Here is an 18,672-nt window from a genome sequence, read left to right on the forward strand (position 1 = left end):
CGTGGCGTCGGCACCCGCCGCAGGGCGGTCGGTGCCGTGTCAGCGGGACCGCGGCTGCTCGAGTGCGCGTGACAACTCTGCCAGCAGTTCGTCGACCTGCGGGGCCACGAGGCGGTCGATCGCCTCGGCGATGCGAGGGCGGTGCTGCACGAGGGCCAGGCACAGGCTCGTGCCGACGGCCTCCGCGTGGTCGCCGGCCAGGGTGATCTCGTGTCGAAGGGCGGCCTTGGCCTCGTCCGAGTACTCGGCCTCGGGCTCGGCTCGCGGGGCGGGTTCGGGCTGGTGTTCCGGTCGCACCACCGGGCCGGGCGCGACCGGCGGGAGCGCGTCGCTCGGCGTCGTCGAGTCGGGCGGCAACAACCAGCCGTCGAGGTCCTCGACGTCGAAGGAGGCGGCCCCGTTGTCGAGCTCGGAAGTCGGCCCCGTGGGCTCGCCACCCGCTACGGTCGGGTCGGGCGGGACGATGCCGTCGTCCGCGGGCATCCCCGCGAGACCGGCGAGCGTGAACAGGAACGGCTGGCCCGGTTCGGGCTCAGGGTCCAGGTCGAGACCCTGGAACTCGGGGTCGAGACCCTGCTCGGGTCGGTAGCCCCGCGCCTCCTGGGCCTCGGCGAGTCGCAGCTCGCGCGTCACGAGCGGCAGGTTGCGGGCCGTGTACTCGTCGACGTCGTCGTCGACGATCTGCCGCATCCGGTTCAGCAGCGCGTGCTGCACGGCGTGCGGCACGTCGTGGTCGAAACCCGCAGCCGTGGCCACCGGCGAGCCGAGGCACACCCGACAGGGTCGCGTGCGACCCCGGGCGGTGCCGATGTGCCACCGGGGCAGCCAGCGCAGCCACGCGTCGACGGCAGAGCTGACGCGTCCTTCGATCTGCTCGGCCATGCCCTCGAATCTAGGGCGAAAAGCGGCCCGAGAGCCGACACGCCCGGGCGATTCCCGGGGATCGTGGTCCCGAAGCGCCCTCTCGGGGCCGATGCCCGGGCTCAGCCCGACGTGACGAAGTCGATCAGTTCTTCGACCCGGCCGAGCACCGACGGTTCGAGGTCGGCGTAGCTGCGCACGCGCGACAGGATGTGCTGCCAGACCCGGGCGATGTCGGCCTGGTCGTCGTGCGGCCAGCCCATCGCCTCGCAGACGCCGTGCTTCCACTCGACCGACCGGGGTACGACCGGCCAGGCGTCGATGCCGAGCCGGGCCGGCTTGACGGCCTGCCACACGTCGACGAACGGGTGCCCGACGACGAGCACGTGGCGCCCGAGCGGACTGCGGGCGATGCCCTCGGCGACGCGGCTCTCTTTCGAGCCCGGGACGAGGTGGTCGACGAGCACACCGACGCGCCGGTCGGGCCCCGGCCGGAACTCGCGCAGGACGTCGGCCAGGTGGTCGACGCCCTCGAGGTACTCGACGACGACGCCCTCGACCCGCAGGTCGGAGCCCCAGACCTTCTCGACCAGCTCGGCGTCGTGTCGTCCCTCGACGAAGATGCGGCTCTGACGGGCGACCCGGGCCTTCGCCCCCTCGACCGCGAACGAGCCGGAGGCGGTGCGTGCCCGGCCCTGCGGTGCCGCCCGCGGCACGCGCAGGGCGACGGGGGCGCCGTCGATCAGGAACGACCCGGTCATCGGGAAGGCCCGTACCCGGCCCTTCCAGTCCTCGAGCTCGACGGTGCCGGCCTCGACGCGCACGATCGCTCCGGTGAAACCCGACCGGACCTCTTCGACCACGAGGTCGCGGACGGCGTCGGTCGGCGTCGGAGCGGGCTTCGACGATCGCTTCCAGTCGCCGGCGAGCACGTCGGCCCCGTATCGGTCGTCATCCACGGGGGCCTCCGGAGCGGGGTCGGGGTTGGTAGGGGCGGGGCGGGCCCGTGCGCGGACCGTCCCCGGTCGGTGTCTGGGGCCGTCCGGGCGCACGGCCCGGCCGGGATGACGGAGCAGGAGGCGCGGTGCCGGTCCGCGGGGTCTCGGCCGTCGGACGCGGGCTCGCGCGCGGCGGGCGCACCGCCGACGGGCCGGACCGGGTGGTCTCGACGACGGAAGCGGACGGCCCGGACGCGACCCGCGCCTCCTGGTCGGACGCGGCCGCACGGGCCGAGACACCCGTAGGAGTCGGCGTGAACCCGGCGGTGAAGACCCAGACCAGACCACCCAGGACGAAGAGCACGTACGCGGTCGACACGGCCGCCGGCAGCCACCAGGCGGCAAGAGGCCCGCTCTGCGAGACCAGGGCGAGGACGAACAACGCCGCGACGAACCACAAGGAGGCGCTGGTCGCCACGGCGAGGTACCGCGCGTACCGGCGCCTCATCTCGGCCCGGTTCGGCGGTTTCTTCCAGAACGCGGCGTGCGGGACGAGCACGTGGCGGACGGGCGTCACCGCGAGGAACAGCGCCGAGATCAGCCAGGTCACGACGATGCCGACCACGAGGACGGCGCCGAGCAGGACGAGGTCGCCGCGGCTGGCCGCGAACGCCGACCCCCCGGTCTCGCTGAGGTGGACCATCACGACCCGACCGGGCAGGACGCGCGAGGCGACGGCCAACGTCACGAGGACGCCGACGAGGGCGACCGCCACGGGCACGGCGGGGCGAAGACGCGCGACGAGGTTCATCGTGCGCCGCACCCTGCCGCGGCCGTGGTCACGTCGATCAGGCCTGGGCTCGCTCGAGCACCAGCTCGCGGACGCGCGCGGCGTCCGCCTGGCCCTTCATGGCCTTCATGACGGCGCCGATGACGGCACCGGCCGCCTGCACCTTGCCGTCGCGGATCTTCGCGAGCACGTCGGGCTGGCTGGCCAGGGCCTCGTCGATCGCCGCGATCAGCGCGCCGTCGTCGGAGACGACCTTGAGGCCGCGGCCCTCGACGACCTCGGACGGGCTGCCCTCGCCGGCGACGACGCCCTCGAGCACCTGGCGGGCCAGTCGGTCGGTCAGCTCGCCGCTCTCGACGAGCGCGATGAGTTCGCTGACGTGCAGCGGCGACACGAGGCTCGAGGCCTCGACGCCCTGGGCGTTGGCGAGGCGGGCGATCTCGCCGGTCCACCACTTGCGGGCGGCCTGGGGCGAGGCACCGGCGGCGACGGTCTCGACGAGTTCGGTGAGCAGCCCCGAGTTCACGACGTCCTGGAACTCGAGGTCGGCGAAGCCCCACTCGGACTTGAGCCGGCGACGCTGGGCGACCGGCGCCTCGGGCAGGGCGAGGCGCAGTTCTTCGACGAGTTCGCGCGGAGGGACGACGGGCAGCAGGTCGGGCTCGGGGAAGTACCGGTAGTCGTCGGCGTCGCTCTTCGGGCGGCCCGCCGAGGTGCGACCGGTGTCTTCGTGCCAGTGGCGCGTCTCTTGCGTGATCGTTCCGCCCGCGGCGAGGATCGCGGCCTGGCGCTGGATCTCGTAGCGGACCGCACGCTCGACCGAGCGGAACGAGTTGACGTTCTTGGTCTCGGTGCGGGTGCCGAGCTTCTCTTGCCCGTGCGGGCGCAGGGAGACGTTCGCGTCGCAGCGCAGGTTGCCGCGCTCCATGCGGGCCTCGCTGACGCCCAGGGCCCGCACGATGTCGCGGATGGTCGAGACGTAGGCCGCACCGAGCTCGGGGCCCTTGGCGCCGGCGCCGATGATCGGCTTGGTGACGATCTCGACGAGCGGGATGCCCGCACGGTTGTAGTCGACGAGCGAGTACTCGGCGCCCTGGATGCGACCGGTCGACCCGCCGACGTGCGTCAGCTTGCCGGCGTCCTCTTCCATGTGGGCACGCTCGATCGGGATGGCGAAGACCGTCCCGTCGGGCAGTTCGACCTCGACCTCGCCCTCGAACGCGATCGGTTCGTCGAACTGACTGACTTGGTAGTTCTTGGGGTTGTCGGGGTAGAAGTAGTTCTTCCGGGCGAAGCGCGAACTTTCGGCGATCGAGCAGCCCAGGGCCAGGCCGAGGCTGATGGAGTAGCGCACGGCCTGCTCGTTGACCACCGGCAGCGAGCCGGGCAGGCCCAGGTCGACCGGGGTGACGTTGGTGTTGGGCTCGCCGCCGAAGAAGTTCGGGGCGTCCGAGAACATCTTGGTCTTGGTCGCGAGCTCGACGTGCACCTCGAAGCCGAGGACGACCTCGAACTGCTCGAGCGCCTTCTCGTAGTCCATCAGGTCTGCCTTGGCCATCAGATGACTCCCTCGGTGGCGGCGGTCTGCTCGGTCGCGCTCAGGTCGGGCGCGCGCGAGATGAGCGTGTGGCCCCAGCCCTGCTCGAGCAACTGCTCGAGGGCGGCGCCGTAGGTGTACAGACGGGCGTCGCCGCGCGCGGGGGCCATGAACTGCAGCCCCGTCGGCAGACCGTCTTCTTCGGCCAGGCCCATCGGCACCGTGATGCCGGGAATGCCGGCCAGGTTGGCGGGGATGGTCGTGATGTCGTTGAGGTACATCGCCAGCGGGTCGTCGATCTTCTCGCCGAGCCGGAACGCCGTGGTGGGCGCCGACGGCGAGACGAGCACGTCGACCTGGTCGAACGCGGCCGCGAAGTCGCGCTGCACGAGGGTGCGCACCTTCTGCGCACTGCCGTAGTAGGCGTCGTAGTAGCCGGCACTCAGGGCGTACGTGCCGAGGATGATGCGGCGCTTGACCTCGGGGCCGAAGCCGGCCTCACGGGTGGCGGCCATGACGTCCTCGACGGTGCCGCCGCCCTCGGGGACGACTCGCAGCCCGAAGCGCACCGAGTCGAACTTGGCGAGGTTGCTCGACGCCTCGGCCGGCAGGATCAGGTAGTAGGCGCTGATCGCGTGCTCGAAGCTGGGGGCCGAGATCTCGACGATCTCGGCACCGGCCGCGCTCATGAGCTCCAGGGCCTCCGCGAAGCGGGTCTTGACGCCGGCCTGGAAGCCCTCGCCGTTCAGCTCGCGGACGACACCGACGCGGACGCCCTTCAGGGCGCCGCCGGCGAGACCGGTGCGGGCCGCCTCGGTGAACGACGGCCAGGCGTCGCGCAGCGAGGTGGAGTCGCGAGGGTCGTGCCCGGTGATGACGTCGTGCAGCATGGCGCTGTCGAGCACGGTGCGACTGACGGGACCGACCTGGTCGAGCGAGCTGGCCAGGGCGATCGCGCCGTAGCGGCTGACCGACCCGTAGGTCGGCTTCACCCCGACGGTGCCGGTGACGGCGCCTGGCTGGCGGATCGACCCGCCGGTGTCGCTGCCGAGCGCGAGGGGCGCCTCGAAGGCGGCGACGGCGGCCGCGGAGCCACCGCCCGACCCGCCGGGGATGCGGTCGAGCGACCAGGGGTTGTGCGTGGGCCCGTAGGCCGAGAACTCGGTCGACGAGCCCATGGCGAATTCGTCCATGTTCGTCTTGCCGAGCGGGACGAGGTCGGCCGCGCGCAGCTTGGCGACGACGGTCGCGTCGTAGGGCGGCACCCAGCCCTCGAGGATCTTGCTGCCCGAGGTCGACGGCATGTCGATCGTGCACAGCACGTCCTTGATGGCGATCGGGACGCCGGCGAGCGGGCCGAGGGCCTCGCCCGCGGCACGACGACGGTCGACGTCGGCGGCCGTGTCGAGCGCGGCCGAGCTGACGTGCAGGAAGGCGTGGACGTCGCCGTCGACCGCCTCGATGCGGTCGAGGTGGGCGCGCGTGACGTCGACCGACGACACGTCGCCGGCGGCGAGGCGGGTCGACAGCTCGGCGGCGGACAGGTGGACGAGCGAGGTGGTGTCGGTCATGGCTACTGCTCTTCTCCCAGGATCGCGCTCACCCGGAAGCGCGAGCCGTCGTGGTCGGGGGCGCCGGACAGCGCCTGCTCGGCCGTGAGCGTCTCGCCCACGACGTCGGGCCGGAACACGTTCTCGAGCGGGATGGGGTGGCTGGTCGCGGGGACGTCGTCGGTCGCGACCTCTCGGACCTTGGCGACGCTGTCGACGATGTGGCCGAGTTCGGCGGTCATCGTGTCGATCTCGGCCTCGGTGAGGGCGATGCGGGCGAGACCGGCGAGGTGCTGCACCTGCTCGCGCGTGATTTCGGACATGCTTCTCTCTCACGTGGTCGTGCGGGGGTACCGCGGCGGGGGTACCGCACGATTCTACGGGGCGGCACCGACGCCGGGGCCCCGGTCCGCCGCAGGGCCCCCGGCCGCTGCGCGGCGGGCCACGAGCCAGAGCCCCGTCCCCGCCGCGGCGAACGCCGAGGCCAGCACGATCCAGCCCGGGGCGCCGAGCCCGATCGCGGTCTGCGTCACCACGACCGGCGCCAGCATTCCCCCGATCGCGGCCCCGGTGCCGTAGACACCCTGGTAGGCACCGGCCCTCTCGGGGTCGGCGAGTTCGAAGCCGAGCCCCCAGCCGCCGGCCGACAGGTGCACCTCGGCGAGCGAATGAGCCGCGGCGGCCGCGAGCAGCACGACGACGGCGACGACGGGTGACCCCGTCGCGGCGGCGGCCCAGAGGGCGCAGGCGACCACCATGAGGAGTCCGCCGACGAGACTCGCGCGACCCGCGCCTCCCACGTCGTGGGTCCCTCGTGACAGCGGGATCTGCAGGGCGATCACGATCGCCGTGTTCATCAGCAACAGCACCGACACGACCGCCGCAGGCGCCTCGGTGTGCTGGGTCACCCACACCGGGACGCCCACCTCGAACAGGCCGAACTGCACGGTCGTCACGGCACCGAGCACGGTGACCGCGAGGTAGCGCCGGTCCCGCAACGGCGAGCGCCCCGGAGCCCGCTCGCCACGGACGCGGGGCACGGGGGCCGGATCGACGTACGGCACCCTCACGATCCAGACGACGCTGGCCAGGAACAGCACGCCGCCCACCACGAGGGCACCCCGGTAGACCACGGCGTCGTCGACCACGAGCGCCACGCCCGCCACGGCCGTTCCGATCGCGATGCCGACGTTGGTCACGACCCGCATGGTGGCGCGCGCCGAGACCCGCGCCGGGCCGACGAACGCCCGCGCCAGCAGGGCCGAGCGCGCCGACTGGACGGTGCCCTGGCTGCCCACGACGACGCAGGCGGCCGCCAGGTAGGACGCGAACCCGTCGACGACGGCGTACCCGAGCAGGCCGCAGGCCATCACGGCGGTGGCGACCACGAGCAACCGCTTCGCCCCCACCCGGTCGGCGAGGTAGCCGCCGCCGAACGAGGCGACGACCCCGACGGCGCCCGCGATCGTGAGTCCCGCACCGACCGACAGGGCCGAGAGCCCGACCACCCGGGTCATGTAGATGACCGTCAGGGTGAAGAACAGGCCCCGACCGACCGTGCCGACCAGCGTCGAGGCGAGCAGGCCGCGCAGCACCGGGTCCTGGTCGCGGAAACGCTCGAGGGGCCGACGGAGGAGGCGGGACGTGGTCACCGGTCGACTCTGGACCGGCCCGGCCCGCGCCTCCAAATCGACGGCCCCACCAGGGGGCGTCGCGCCCGACACGCTGCCACGCCCTCACGACGCCCCTGCCGCTCGCGCCGGTCAGTCGCGGAAGTACACGTCCTGGGGGCGCACCACCGTGAGCACCGGCGCCTCGGGGCCATCGCGGCCGGGGTCGCCGGCACGACCGTCGACGAGCACCCCGTGACCCAGCCCGATCAGGGCCAGGCTGCGCATCGACTCCGTGCCGGCCCGGAAGTAGTCGTTGTGGCCCAGCGCCCCGGCCAGGGCACGACCCGTCACCGTGTCGGAGCCGCCACCCATGTGCAGCACGACCGCGCCGAAGGCCGCCGTCGCCGGGTCGGCCCCGAAGAACCCGCTGCCCGCCACGGGGTCGAAGCTGCCGGCCGCCGCGTAGACGTCGGTTCCGCGGACGGCCAGGTCGCCCGCGTCGGGCACGACGCTGCCGGGCGACCCGAGCAGCACGAGCGAGTCCACCGCGACGCGGCCCGACGACAGGGCGATCGTCGCCGTCGTCGAACCGTACGAGTGCGCCATGACCGACACCCGCGGTTCGTCGTCCGCCCGGGCCGCGTCGAGCCCCTCGAGAGCGCCCTCGAGGTGGGCGGCCCCCCGCTGGGCCAGACCGAGGTCGTAGAAGTTCGTCAGGTCGGGCGTCTGGTAGCCCATCCAGGCCACGACGGCGACGGTCGGCACGGGGCCCGGGCCGCTGCGCCCCAGCAACGTCGCCCAGGTGGCCTGCTCGTCGTGCAGGGCGCCGGCGGTGTTGGTCCAGTCGACGAGCTGGTCCGACACGGTGAAGAGCATGCCGGGCACGAGCACGCTGACGTCGTCGGCCGTGTCGAGGTCGCCGACGGTGACGGCCGCGCGACCGGGCAGGACCGTGTCGAGGGCGACGAGGTGCCGGTCGGCCGTCCCGGCGAAGGGCACGTCGTGGGTCGCGCCGTCGAGGGTCGCACGCACCTGCTCGAGCATCGCGAGGCGCCGGGGGTCCTCCGGTTGCTCGGCGTCGGAGCCGATGCGCCCGGCGACGGCCGTGGTGGCGTCCCGCAGGAACTGACGGTTGGCGGTGTCGCGCACCGAGTACGGGACGCCCTCGAGGTTGCCCACGACGCCGGGCACGGCGTGCGCGAGGACGGTCCTCCGGTCGTCACCCAGGTCGGACCACCAGGCCGCCGCGTCCTCGGGCGGGACCTGCTCGCCGACCGCTGCCACGAGTGCCGCCGCGTCGTCACCGTCGGCGTCGAGCGTCGCGGCGAACCGCTCGACGCCGGCCGAGGAGGCGCGGGTCAGCTGGTCGAGGCAGGCCTCGGCCGAGAACGTGGTCGCCTCGACCCCCCGGCAGCCGTCGAGCTCGGGCACGGCCCGACCGTCCCGCACCGGGGCGGGCCCGGGGACGGACGCCCCGACGAGCGGCGCGGCTGCCGGGCGGTCGACCGTCAGGACCGTCGCGGAAGGCACGGTCGGGGCATCGGCCACCCCGGCGAGGTGGACCGAGGCAGAGAGCATTGCTGTAGCGAGGAACAGCACGTCGGGTCTTCCCCCTCGTCACGTGCCTGTACCCCGGCTCCCTACTGCTGGAGGACGACACGTCCTCACATCTTAGGAAGGCAAAGTGCCCCTGACCAGGGAAATCACGAATCAGACGAAGCCTCGTCCCCCACCTGGGGGACAACAAGAGCCGCCGGGCCCTCCTTAAGGAGGACAGCGAATTGCTCTGCGTCGATGATCCGTACCCCGAGCTGTTCGGCCTTCGTCAACTTCGAGCCGGCCCCCGGTCCGGCCGCGACGAAGTCGGTCTTCTTGCTCACGCTGCTGGCGGCCTTGCCACCCGCCTCGACGATGGCCTCGAGTGCGCCCTCACGGGTGAAGCCCTCGAGGCTTCCGGTCGCCACGACGGTCACCCCGCTGAGCACGCCCCCCGCTGCCTCGACCGCACCCGGGCCGGGGTGACCGGGAGTCGTGAACTGCACGCCCGCGGCCGTCCACCGATCGATGATCTCGGCGTGCCAGTCGACGTCGAACCAGGCCAGCAGCGCGTCGGCGATGATGCCGCCCACGCCGTCGACGGCCGCGAGCTCGTCGCGTGAGGCCGCCCGGATGGCGTCGAGCGAGCCGAAGTGGTTCGCGAGGGCGCGAGCTGCGACCGGTCCGACGTGCCGGATGCTGAGGCCGACGAGGATGCGCCACAGGGGGCTCGTCTTCGCCTTCTCGAGGTTGGCGAGCATCTCGATCGCCGTCTTGGACGGCACCGAGGTCTCGTCACCAGAGAACTCGGCCGCCGTGGGGTCGTACGTGCCGTCGCGCTTGGCGCGCTTGCGGCGGAACGGGGTGACGAGTTTCGGCTGCCCGTCGGCCTCGAGCTTCTGCATGCCGGTCTCGGCATCACGCACGACGACCCGGACGGGGAAGATGTCGGCCATCGTCAGGCTGAACAGGCCCGCCTCGGTCCGCAGCGGCGGTGTGGACGGCTCGACGGGCTGCGTCAGCGCGGCGGCGGCGACCTCGCCGAGGCCCTCGACGTCGAGCGAGCCGCGGGAGGCGATGTGCTCGACGCGCCCGCGCACCTGCGCCGGGCAGCTCTCGGCGTTGGGGCAGCGGAGGTCGATGTCGCCTTCTTTCGCGGGCTTGAGCGGGGTGCCGCACTCGGGGCAATCGACGGGCATGACGAACTCGCGTTCGGTACCGTCGCGCAGCTCGATGACCGGGCCGAGCACCTCGGGGATGACGTCGCCCGCCTTGCGCAGCACGACGGTGTCGCCGATCAGCACGCCCTTGGCCTTGACGACCTGCTGGTTGTGCAGGGTCGCCTGGCGGACCTCGCTGCCGGCGACCTCGACCTTCTCCATGACGGCGAACGGCGTGGCCCGTCCCGTTCGTCCGACGCTGACGACGATGTCGAGCAGCGTCGTGTTGACCTCTTCGGGCGGGTACTTGAACGCGGTCGCCCACCGCGGGGCCCGGCTCGTGGCCCCGAGCTCTTCGTGCAGGGCGAGGTCGTCGACCTTGACGACGATGCCGTCGATCTGGTGCTCGACCGACGATCGCCGTACCCCGTAGTCGTGGATGAACGCTTCGACCTCGTCGATCGAGTCGAAGACGCGGTAGTGGGTCGAGATGGGCAGACCCCACCCGCCCAGCAGGTCGTAGACCTCGGATTGCGACCGCACCTCGGTCGCGCGCTCGAGTTCGCGCACCGGCCAGGCGCCGATGCCGTGCACGAGCATGCGCAGGCGGCGCAGGCGAGCGTGCATCAACTCGCGCTTCTCGGGGCTCTTGCCCTCTTCTTTCTGACGCAGCGAGCCGGCGGCGGCGTTGCGGGGGTTGGCGAAGACGCGTTCGCCGGCCTCGCGTTGCTGCGCGTTGAGCTCGTCGAACTCACTGACCGGGAAGAAGATCTCGCCCCGCACCTCGACGAGCGGCGGGTGGCCGGTGCCCTCGAGGCGTTCGGGGATCGTGCCCATCGCGAGCACGTTGCCCGTCACGTCTTCGCCGACGACGCCGTCGCCGCGCGTGGCGGCGGTGACGAGCACCCCGTCCTCGTAGCGCAGGTTGATCGCCAGCCCGTCGATCTTCAGCTCGGTGAGGAACCGCACGCGCTCGGCGCCGGCGTCACGCTGCACCTTGCCGGCCCACTCGGCCAGCTCGTCGTCGCTGAACACGTTGTCGAGGCTGAGCATGCGCTCGGCGTGCTCGACCGGGGCGAACTGGGTGGTCTCGGCCCGGCCGCCGACGGTCTGCGTGGGGCTGTCGGGTTTCTGCAGCTCGGGGTGAGCCCGTTCGAGGGCGTCGAGGCGTCGCACGAGGCCGTCGTAGTCGCCGTCGGCGACGGTCGAGCCGTTGCCCTCGTAGTACTGGTCGCGCAGCTCGAGGATGCGGGTCGTCAGCCGTTCCGCTTCGTCTCGCGCCTGGGGCAGGTCGTCAGGAACGCCATCGGCCTCGACCGCGGACCCGGAGGCGGAATCGGTGCCGGTCTCGCTCATCGTCGGTCGTCTCAGGCGATGGCGGCTGCGGGGACCGGCACGGCGCTGACCGTGCGGTCGATCGTGCACTGCCCGAGGACGCGGGTGCCGACGTAGACGACGGCGGTCTGCCCAGGGGCGACGCCGTTGAGGGGTTCGCGAGGTGTGATCACGAGTTCTTTCTTACCCTCGACCACCGACACCCGCGCGACGGCGGGAACCGGGTCGGCGTGGGCACGGATCTGCACGTCGCAGTCGAACGCGATCGTCGGGTCGGCCGGGGCGAGCCCGGCCCACGTGTACGAACCACCGGCGATCTCGGCGATGTCGAGCGCCTCTTTCGGACCGACGACGACCGTGTTGTCGACGGGCCGCACCTCGAGCACGAAGCGCGGCTTGCCGTCGTCCGAGGGGAACCCGATGTTGAGGCCCTTGCGCTGGCCGACCGTGAACGCGTGCGCTCCCTCGTGCGAGCCGACCACGGCACCGCTTCGGTCGAGGATCTCGCCCGTCTCGGCACCGACGCGTTCGGCGAGCCACCCGCGGGTGTCGCCGTCGGGGATGAAGCAGATGTCGTGGCTGTCCGGCTTCGACGCCACGCTGAAGCCGCGCTCGGCCGCCTCGGCCCGCACCTCGGCCTTCGAGGGCGTCGCCCCGAGCGGGAACATCGAGTGCGCGAGCTGCTCGGTGGTGAGCACGCCCAGCACGTACGACTGGTCCTTCGCCCAGGCGGAGGCGCGGTGCAGCTCGCGGTTGCCCTGGTCGTCGGTGAGGATGGTCGCGTAGTGCCCCGTGCAGACCGCGTCGAAGCCGAGCGCGAGAGCCTTCTCGAGCAGGGCGGCGAACTTGATGCGCTCGTTGCAGCGCATGCAGGGGTTGGGCGTGCGGCCCGCGGTGTACTCGGCCACGAAGTCGTCGACGACGTCGAGCTTGAAGCGTTCGGAGAAGTCCCACACGTAGTACGGGATGCCGATCTTGTTGGCGGCGCGCTGGGCGTCCATCGAGTCCTCGATGGTGCAGCAGCCGCGGCTGCCCGTCCGGAGCGTGCCCGGCATGCGGCTCAGCGCCAGGTGCACCCCCACCACGTCGTGGCCGGCCTCGACCGCCCTCGCCGCGGCGACCGCCGAGTCGACTCCACCACTCATCGCTGCCAAGACCTTCATCCGACAAGTGTACGCAGCAGGCCTAGGGTGGCGGACGACATGTCTTCCTCCTCCCCCGCCTTCAGCATGCGGTCGGTGGCCCTCGCGGCGTTCCTGCCCGCGGCGCTCTTCGCCATCGGCGAGGGGGCCATCATCCCGATCATCCCCGTCGTGGCGAGCGAGCTCGGTGCCTCGCTCCCCTTCGCCGCCTTCGTCGCCGCGCTCATCCTCGTGGGCGAGCTGATCGGTGACATCCCGAGCGGATGGCTGGTCAGCCGCATCGGCGAGCGCACCGCGATGATCGGGGCGTCGCTCGTCAGCATCGGCGGGCTCGTCACCTGCCTGACGGCGCCGAACGAGATCGTCCTCGCCGTCGGCGTGCTGGTCATCGGCCTCGCGACCGCGGTCTTCGCCCTCGCTCGTCACGCCTTCATGACGAGTTTCGTGCCCGTCGAGATCCGCGCCCGGGCGCTGTCGAGCCTCGGCGGCGTCTTCCGGCTCGGCTACTTCGTCGGCCCGTTCCTGTCGGCCGGGGTCATCGAACTGACCGGGTCCGTCCAGTCGGCGTTCGTCGTGCACATCGTCGGCTGCCTCGGTGCGGCCATCGCGCTGCTCGTGCTGCGTGACCCGTCGGCGGCCTTCGGCGTCCGGCCGGGCCGCGGCACGGAGGACGGCGCCGACCTCGTCGCGAGGGAGGCCCAGGGGCTTTTCGGCACCCTCTGGCGTCACCGCGGCGTGCTGGTGAAACTCGGCAGCGGGGCGGCCCTGATCGGGGCCATGCGCTCGGGCCGCCAGGTCATGCTGCCCCTCTGGGCCGTCAGCATCGGTCTCGGGGCGTCCGAGACTGCGATCATCATCGGCATCGCCGGCGCCGTGGACTTCGCGTTGTTCTACACGAGCGGCCAGATCATGGACCGCTTCGGGCGCCTGTGGAGCGCCGTCCCCTGCATGGTCGGCCTCGGTCTCTCGTACCTCGCTCTGTCGGTCACGCACGACCTCGACGCGAAGGTCGGCTGGTTCGTCACCGTCGCCGTCCTGATGTCCCTGGCAAACGGCGTCGGCAGCGGCATCCTCATGACGCTCGGAGCCGACCTGGCCGACAAGGGCGATCCCGCGCCCTTCCTCGGCGCCTGGCGTTTCACCGGGGACGCCGGCAGCGCGGCCGCTCCGCTCCTCATCTCCGGGGTGACCGCCGTCGTGTCGATCTCGCTCGCCAGCGGGGTGATGGGCGTGCTCGGTCTCGTGGGTGCGGCGATCCTCGTACGCTACGTGCCCCGGTACTCACCGCACGTGCCCCGCTCGAAGCGCTAGCGCCTCCTCGTCCGCCGTTCCGGCCGGGGGCCGTCGTCGGTACACTCGGTCTGCCGCGGGAGTGGTGGAATTGGCAGACACGCAGGATTTAGGTTCCTGTGCTTTCGAGCGTGAGGGTTCAAGTCCCTTCTCCCGCACGACCCATCTGAGGCCCCGGGCACGCCGGCGACCACGACCGGAGAACACCCGATGCTGCCCCTCGTCTCCATCCCCTGGCTCAACCCCGAGTACCTGCTCACGTCCTTCGGCCCGTGGGCCGTGCTCGGCGTCTGCCTGCTGGTCTTCGCCGAGACGGGTCTGCTCGTCGGCTTCCTGTTCCCGGGCGACACGTTGCTGATCATCACCGGCATCCTCGCCGCGACCAACCCCGGGGCCCTCGGCCTGCCGATCTGGCTCATCGCGATCTTCATCAGCATCGCCGCGTTCGCCGGTGGCGAGCTCGGCTACCTGATCGGCCACAAGGTCGGCCCCCGCATCTTCGAGCGGAAGGAGAGCGGGCTGTTCAGCGTCGCCAACGTCAACCGCACGAACGCCTTCTTCGAGCGGTTCGGCCCGATGGCCGTCATCATCGCCCGGTTCGTCCCGGTGATCCGGACCTTCGCGCCGATCATGGCCGGCGTCGGCCACATGAGCTACCGGCGTTACTCGCTGTTCAACGCCATCGGTGCGGTCGTCTGGGGCATGGGCATCACGCTGGCGGGCTTCGGCATCGGGCACATCCCGCCCGTCGCGGACTTCGTCAGCTCGTACATCGACCTGATCCTGCTCGGGGCCGTGCTGGCCACGGTGATCCCGATCGCGATCCACTACTTCCACGGGGTGCACCAGGCCAAGAAGGCCGAGGCCTCGGGCGAGGTCGAGACGCCGCACGTCTCGTCCGCGCCGCACGACGCCTGAGCACCGCGGGCACGCGGGCACCCGCCGGTCGGACGACCCCGAGGAGGCGCGCGCGGCTCAGTCCGCCAGCGCGGCCACCCGGGGTGCGATCGCCCGGAACGCCCGGGAGCGGTGGCTCACCGCGTTCTTCTCGTCCGCGGTGAGCTCGGCCGCGCTGCGGCTCTCGCCCCCGGGGCGGAACACGGGGTCGTAACCGTGCCCGTTCGAACCGACCCGCGCCTCCAGTACCTCGCCGTGCCATTCGCCGTACTCGACGTGCTCGACGCACTCGCTCGCCTCGGGCGGCCCGTCGGGGCCCTCGGCGCCGACGGGCGGCGGCACGACGAGGGCGGCGGCGCACGAGAACCACGCCGAGCGGTCGTCGGCGCCGTCGAGCTCGGTCAGCAGCTTGTCGATGTTGTCGTCCGCGTCGCGGGTGCCGGCGTAGCGCGCCGAATGGATGCCCGGAGCACCGCCGAGGGCCGCCGCCGAGATGCCGCTGTCGTCGGCGAGCGCGGGCAGGCCGGTGTGACGTGCTGCCGCACGCGCCTTGATCAGGGCGTTGGCCGCGAAGGTGTCACCGTCCTCGACCGGCTCGGGGCCGTCGTAGGCGACCAGCTCGACGCCCGGCGCCGTCTCGGCGAGCAGCAGCCGCAACTCGGCCACCTTGCCCTGGTTGTGCGTGGCGATGACGACACGGGTCATCGGCCGAGGGCCTCGCGCTGGAAGCGACTCAGGTCGACGGCACCGGCGACGGCGAGGTCGAGCAGGGAGTCGAGTTCGCGGCGGTCGAACGGCGCGCCCTCGGCCGTGCCCTGGACCTCGACGAACGACCCGCTGCCCGTGACGACGACGTTCATGTCGGTCTCGGCCCGGACGTCTTCGACGTAGGCGAGGTCGAGCATGGGCTCGCCGTCGATGATGCCGACCGAGACGGCCGAGACGCTGTCGGTCAGCGGCGTGGCCTTCTGCCCGACGAACTTCTTCTCGCGACCCCACTCGATCGCCTGGGCGAGGGCGACGTAGGCGCCCGTGATCGCGGCGGTGCGGGTGCCGCCGTCGGCCTGCAGGACGTCGCAGTCGAGCACGATGGTGTTCTCGCCGAGGGCCTTGGTATCGACCACTGCCCGGAGGCTGCGGCCGATCAGGCGCGAGATCTCGTGCGTGCGTCCGCCGATCTTGCCCTTGACGCTCTCGCGGTCGTTGCGCGAGTTGGTGGCCCGGGGCAGCATCGCGTACTCGGCGGTGACCCAGCCCTTGCCCTTGCCGGTCAGCCAGCGGGGCACGCCGTTCGTGAAGGACGCGGTGCACAGCACCTTCGTGCCGCCGAACGTGATGAGGGCGCTTCCCTCGGCGTGGGCGCTCCAGCCGGTCTCGATGGTGACGGGTCGCAGGTCGGTGGTGCTGCGCCCGTCGGCGCGGACGGTCGTGCTCGTGGTGTCGGTCATGGTGCCTTCTCTCGGCGGTGGTGGACGGATGGCGATCGAGGTCGTCGACCCCGGGGGACGCAGGAGGCGCGGGTCAGGTCCGTTCGACGGGGCGCAGGCCCGTGGGCAACTCGATCGCCCCCGTCTCGAGGTGGCCGACGCGCGAGACCTCGGGCCCCAGGAACCGTCGGGCCAGGCGCAGGAACGCCTTCTCGTCGGGCCCGGTGGCCTCGAATTCGTGGTGTGGCTCGCCGCGGTCGGTGCGCTCGAGCCCGTGCTGGACGAGGGTGCGGTAGACGTCGGCCGCGGTCTCTTCCGCGCTGGACACGAGCCGGACGTCGGGGCCCACGACGTACTGCACGGCGGCCGACATGAGGGGGTAGTGGGTGCAGCCCAGGACGAGGGTGTCGATGCCGGCGTCGCGCAGCGGGGCGAGGTAGCCCTCGGCGACGGCCCGCAGCTCGGGGCTCGACGTGTCGCCCGCCTCGACGAACTCCACGAAGCGCGGGCAGGCCTGCGTGGACAACTCGAGGCCCGCGGCGGCCGCGAAGGCGTCCTCGTAGGCCCGCGAGTTGATCGTGCCCTCGGTGCCGATGACGCCGATGCGGCCGTTGCGCGTCTGCTGCACGGCCGCGCGCACGGCCGGCTGGATCACCTCGACCACGGGGATGCCCGCGCCGATCGTGTACCGCTCACGGGCGTCGCGCAGCACGGCGGACGACGCGGTGTTGCAGGCGATGACCAGCAGCTTGACACCCTGGGCGACGAGGTCGTCCATGACGGCGAGGGCGTACTCGCGCACCTGGGCGATCGGCTTCGGTCCGTACGGTGAGTGGGCCGTGTCGCCGACGTACCGGATCGACTCGTGGGGCAGCTGGTCGATGATCGCCCGCGACACCGTCAGGCCGCCGACGCCGCTGTCGAAGACTCCGATGGGTGCGTCCGTCACGACCACGAAGCCTACCCGTCGCGAGCCGCGACCCCCGGGACGACCGGGCGAGCCTAGGCTGGCGAGGTGACCAGCGCACTGTTGACCGACCGGTACGAGCTCACCATGGTGGAGGCTGCCCTCAAGGCGGGCACGGCCCACCGCGACAGCGTCTTCGAGGTGTTCGCCCGACGGCTGCCCGAGGGGCGGCGCTACGGCATCGTCGCGGGCACCGGTCGATTCCTCGAGCTCCTGGCCGACTTCCGGTTCGGCGACGACGAGGTGGCCTGGCTGCGCGAGGCGGGGGTCGTGGACGGCACGACGGCCGACTGGCTGGCCGACTACCGGTTCTCGGGCGACATCTGGGGCTACGCCGAGGGCGAGGTCTACCTGCCGGGGTCGCCGCTGCTGGTCATCGAGTCGACGTTCGCCGAGGCCGTGCTGCTCGAGACCCTGGCGCTGAGCGTGTTCAACTACGACTCGGCCGTGGCCAGCGCGGCGGCGCGCATGGTCTCGGCCGCCGACGGACGCCCCCTCGCCGAGATGGGCTCACGCCGCACGGGCGAACGCAGCGCCGTGGCCGCGGCCCGGGCCGCCTACATCGCGGGCTTCGGCGCCACGAGCAACCTCGAGGCCGGCCGGTCGTGGGGCGTTCCGACGATGGGAACCGCGGCCCACGCGTTCACGCTGTTGCACGACACCGAAGAGGACGCCTTCCGCGCCCAGGTCGACACCCTGGGGCCGGGCACCACCCTGCTCGTCGACACCTACGACATCCCCGAGGCCGTGGCCACGGCCGTCCGGGTGGCCGGGCCGGGTCTCGGAGCGGTGCGCATCGACAGCGGCGACCTGCCGTCGCTGGTGGGGCAGGTCCGCACCCAGCTCGACACGCTCGGCGCGACGGGGGCGAAGATCACCGTCACGAACGACCTCGACGAGTACACGATCGCCGCCCTGCGCGCGGCCCCGGTCGACTCCTTCGGCGTGGGCACGTCCGTCGTCTCGGGCTCGGGCCACCCGGCCGCCGGCATGGTCTTCAAACTGGTCGCCCGTCGCGGGGACGACGGCGACTGGGTCTCGGTGGCGAAGAAGTCGGCCGACAAGGCCTCGGTCGGTGGACGGAAGTCGCCCGTGCGCGTGATCGTCGACGGGGTCGCCACCCGCGAGCTCATCCGCGTCGGATCGTCGGAGGTCGCGGCCGGGGAGCGCTCGCTGCACGTGCCGCTCGTGTCGGCGGGAGAGATCGACACCCGTCATACGGGAGCCGAGGGCGTGGCCCGCGCGCGCCTCCACCGGGCCGCGGCCGTGGCCGAACTGCCCGACCAGGCGCTACGGCTGGGCCGTGGCGAGCCGGTCGTGCCGACCGTCTACGCCTGACCCGGGGCCGACGTCATTCGGACGTCATCTTCTCGTAGATCTCTTTGCAGGTCGGGCACACCGGGAACTTCTCGGGATCGCGACCCGGCGTCCACTTCTTGCCACAGAGCGCCTTGACCGGCTTGCCGCTGAGCGCGGACTCCATGATCTTGTCCTTCTTCACGTAGTGAGAGAAACGCTCGTGGTCGCCCGGGTCGATCGCCTCGTCGTTCAGGAGCTTTTCGAGCTCGCGGTCCATGACGTCGAGGCCGCCGCCTGTCTGCGTGTCAGTCATGCAGACATCGTACGTCG

Annotated in this window: 17 protein-coding genes and 1 tRNA gene; 4 read left to right on the forward strand and 14 right to left on the reverse strand. The window is 72.1% G+C overall.

What is annotated here, in order from left to right; translation table 11 throughout:
* Positions 1–39 precede the first annotated feature (39 nt).
* From BIV04_RS12970 to mnmA, 10 genes are all read right to left on the reverse strand, one after another.
* Positions 40–882 carry a hypothetical protein gene (locus tag BIV04_RS12970; RefSeq protein WP_071256720.1) on the reverse strand — a complete coding sequence of 281 codons (843 nt, stop codon included), beginning with the start codon at positions 880–882 and terminating at the stop codon, positions 40–42.
* Between the two features lie 101 nt (positions 883–983).
* Positions 984–1,820 carry a DUF3097 domain-containing protein gene (locus BIV04_RS12975; protein ID WP_071256721.1) on the reverse strand — a complete coding sequence of 279 codons (837 nt, stop codon included), beginning with the start codon at positions 1,818–1,820 and terminating at the stop codon, positions 984–986.
* Positions 1,813–2,610, reverse strand: coding sequence for a hypothetical protein (locus BIV04_RS12980; protein ID WP_071256722.1), 798 nt, complete (start codon positions 2,608–2,610; stop codon positions 1,813–1,815). The genes BIV04_RS12975 and BIV04_RS12980 overlap by 8 nt, the downstream gene beginning before the upstream one ends.
* A 37-nt stretch (positions 2,611–2,647) precedes the next feature.
* A complete protein-coding gene (gatB, locus tag BIV04_RS12985; protein WP_071256723.1) occupies positions 2,648–4,147 on the reverse strand; it encodes an Asp-tRNA(Asn)/Glu-tRNA(Gln) amidotransferase subunit GatB in 1,500 nt (499 codons plus the stop codon).
* A complete protein-coding gene (gatA, locus tag BIV04_RS12990; RefSeq protein ID WP_071256725.1) occupies positions 4,147–5,697 on the reverse strand; it encodes an Asp-tRNA(Asn)/Glu-tRNA(Gln) amidotransferase subunit GatA in 1,551 nt (516 codons plus the stop codon). Before gatA ends, gatB begins: the two co-directional genes overlap by 1 nt.
* Positions 5,698–5,699: 2 nt before the next feature.
* The gene (gene gatC / locus BIV04_RS12995; protein ID WP_043594160.1) at positions 5,700–5,999 is read right to left on the reverse strand and encodes an Asp-tRNA(Asn)/Glu-tRNA(Gln) amidotransferase subunit GatC; all 300 of its coding nucleotides are present in this window, start codon (positions 5,997–5,999) and stop codon (positions 5,700–5,702) included.
* A gap of 54 nt (positions 6,000–6,053) precedes the next feature.
* Positions 6,054–7,328 carry an MFS transporter gene (locus BIV04_RS13000; protein WP_071256726.1) on the reverse strand — a complete coding sequence of 425 codons (1,275 nt, stop codon included), beginning with the start codon at positions 7,326–7,328 and terminating at the stop codon, positions 6,054–6,056.
* Between the two features lie 111 nt (positions 7,329–7,439).
* Positions 7,440–8,867: an alpha/beta hydrolase gene (locus BIV04_RS13005; protein WP_071256728.1), complete on the reverse strand. Its 1,428-nt coding sequence runs from the start codon at positions 8,865–8,867 to the stop codon at positions 7,440–7,442.
* A gap of 125 nt (positions 8,868–8,992) precedes the next feature.
* Positions 8,993–11,341 carry an NAD-dependent DNA ligase LigA gene (ligA, locus tag BIV04_RS13010; protein WP_071256729.1) on the reverse strand — a complete coding sequence of 783 codons (2,349 nt, stop codon included), beginning with the start codon at positions 11,339–11,341 and terminating at the stop codon, positions 8,993–8,995.
* 11 nt (positions 11,342–11,352) lie between these two features.
* On the reverse strand, positions 11,353–12,483 hold the full coding sequence (gene mnmA / locus BIV04_RS13015) for a tRNA 2-thiouridine(34) synthase MnmA (protein ID WP_083396445.1): 1,131 nt from the start codon (positions 12,481–12,483) through the stop codon (positions 11,353–11,355).
* 39 nt (positions 12,484–12,522) lie between these two features.
* On the opposite strand from mnmA, the gene BIV04_RS13020 reads away from it, so the two are divergent.
* The 3 genes from BIV04_RS13020 (at position 12,523) to BIV04_RS13030 (ending at position 14,670) form a co-directional block, all read left to right on the forward strand.
* On the forward strand, positions 12,523–13,773 hold the full coding sequence (locus tag BIV04_RS13020; RefSeq protein WP_071256730.1) for an MFS transporter: 1,251 nt from the start codon (positions 12,523–12,525) through the stop codon (positions 13,771–13,773).
* A 55-nt stretch (positions 13,774–13,828) separates the two neighbouring features.
* Positions 13,829–13,910: transfer RNA gene (locus BIV04_RS13025), tRNA-Leu, on the forward strand.
* Between the two features lie 52 nt (positions 13,911–13,962).
* A complete protein-coding gene (locus BIV04_RS13030) occupies positions 13,963–14,670 on the forward strand; it encodes a DedA family protein (RefSeq protein WP_055973961.1) in 708 nt (235 codons plus the stop codon).
* A 57-nt stretch (positions 14,671–14,727) separates the two neighbouring features.
* Here BIV04_RS13030 and BIV04_RS13035 read toward each other — a convergent pair whose 3' ends face one another.
* From BIV04_RS13035 to murI, 3 genes are all read right to left on the reverse strand, one after another.
* Positions 14,728–15,354, reverse strand: a complete 627-nt coding sequence (locus BIV04_RS13035) for a non-canonical purine NTP pyrophosphatase (protein WP_071256731.1) — start codon at positions 15,352–15,354, stop codon at positions 14,728–14,730.
* Positions 15,351–16,097 (reverse strand): ribonuclease PH, encoded by a 747-nt coding sequence (gene rph, locus BIV04_RS13040; RefSeq protein WP_043595412.1) that lies wholly within the window; start codon positions 16,095–16,097, stop codon positions 15,351–15,353. Before rph ends, BIV04_RS13035 begins: the two co-directional genes overlap by 4 nt.
* 73 nt (positions 16,098–16,170) lie before the next feature.
* Positions 16,171–17,025: a glutamate racemase gene (murI, locus tag BIV04_RS13045; RefSeq protein ID WP_071256867.1), complete on the reverse strand. Its 855-nt coding sequence runs from the start codon at positions 17,023–17,025 to the stop codon at positions 16,171–16,173.
* Positions 17,026–17,130: 105 nt separating this feature from the next.
* On the opposite strand from murI, the gene BIV04_RS13050 reads away from it, so the two are divergent.
* Positions 17,131–18,381: a nicotinate phosphoribosyltransferase gene (locus BIV04_RS13050; RefSeq protein WP_071256868.1), complete on the forward strand. Its 1,251-nt coding sequence runs from the start codon at positions 17,131–17,133 to the stop codon at positions 18,379–18,381.
* Between the two features lie 13 nt (positions 18,382–18,394).
* On the opposite strand, the gene BIV04_RS13055 is transcribed toward BIV04_RS13050, so the two are convergent.
* Positions 18,395–18,655, reverse strand: coding sequence for a DUF3039 domain-containing protein (locus BIV04_RS13055; protein ID WP_043595414.1), 261 nt, complete (start codon positions 18,653–18,655; stop codon positions 18,395–18,397).
* Positions 18,656–18,672: the final 17 nt, after the last annotated feature.

Source organism: Frigoribacterium sp. MCBA15_019 (assembly GCF_001864945.1).
GTDB lineage: Bacteria > Actinomycetota > Actinomycetes > Actinomycetales > Microbacteriaceae > Frigoribacterium.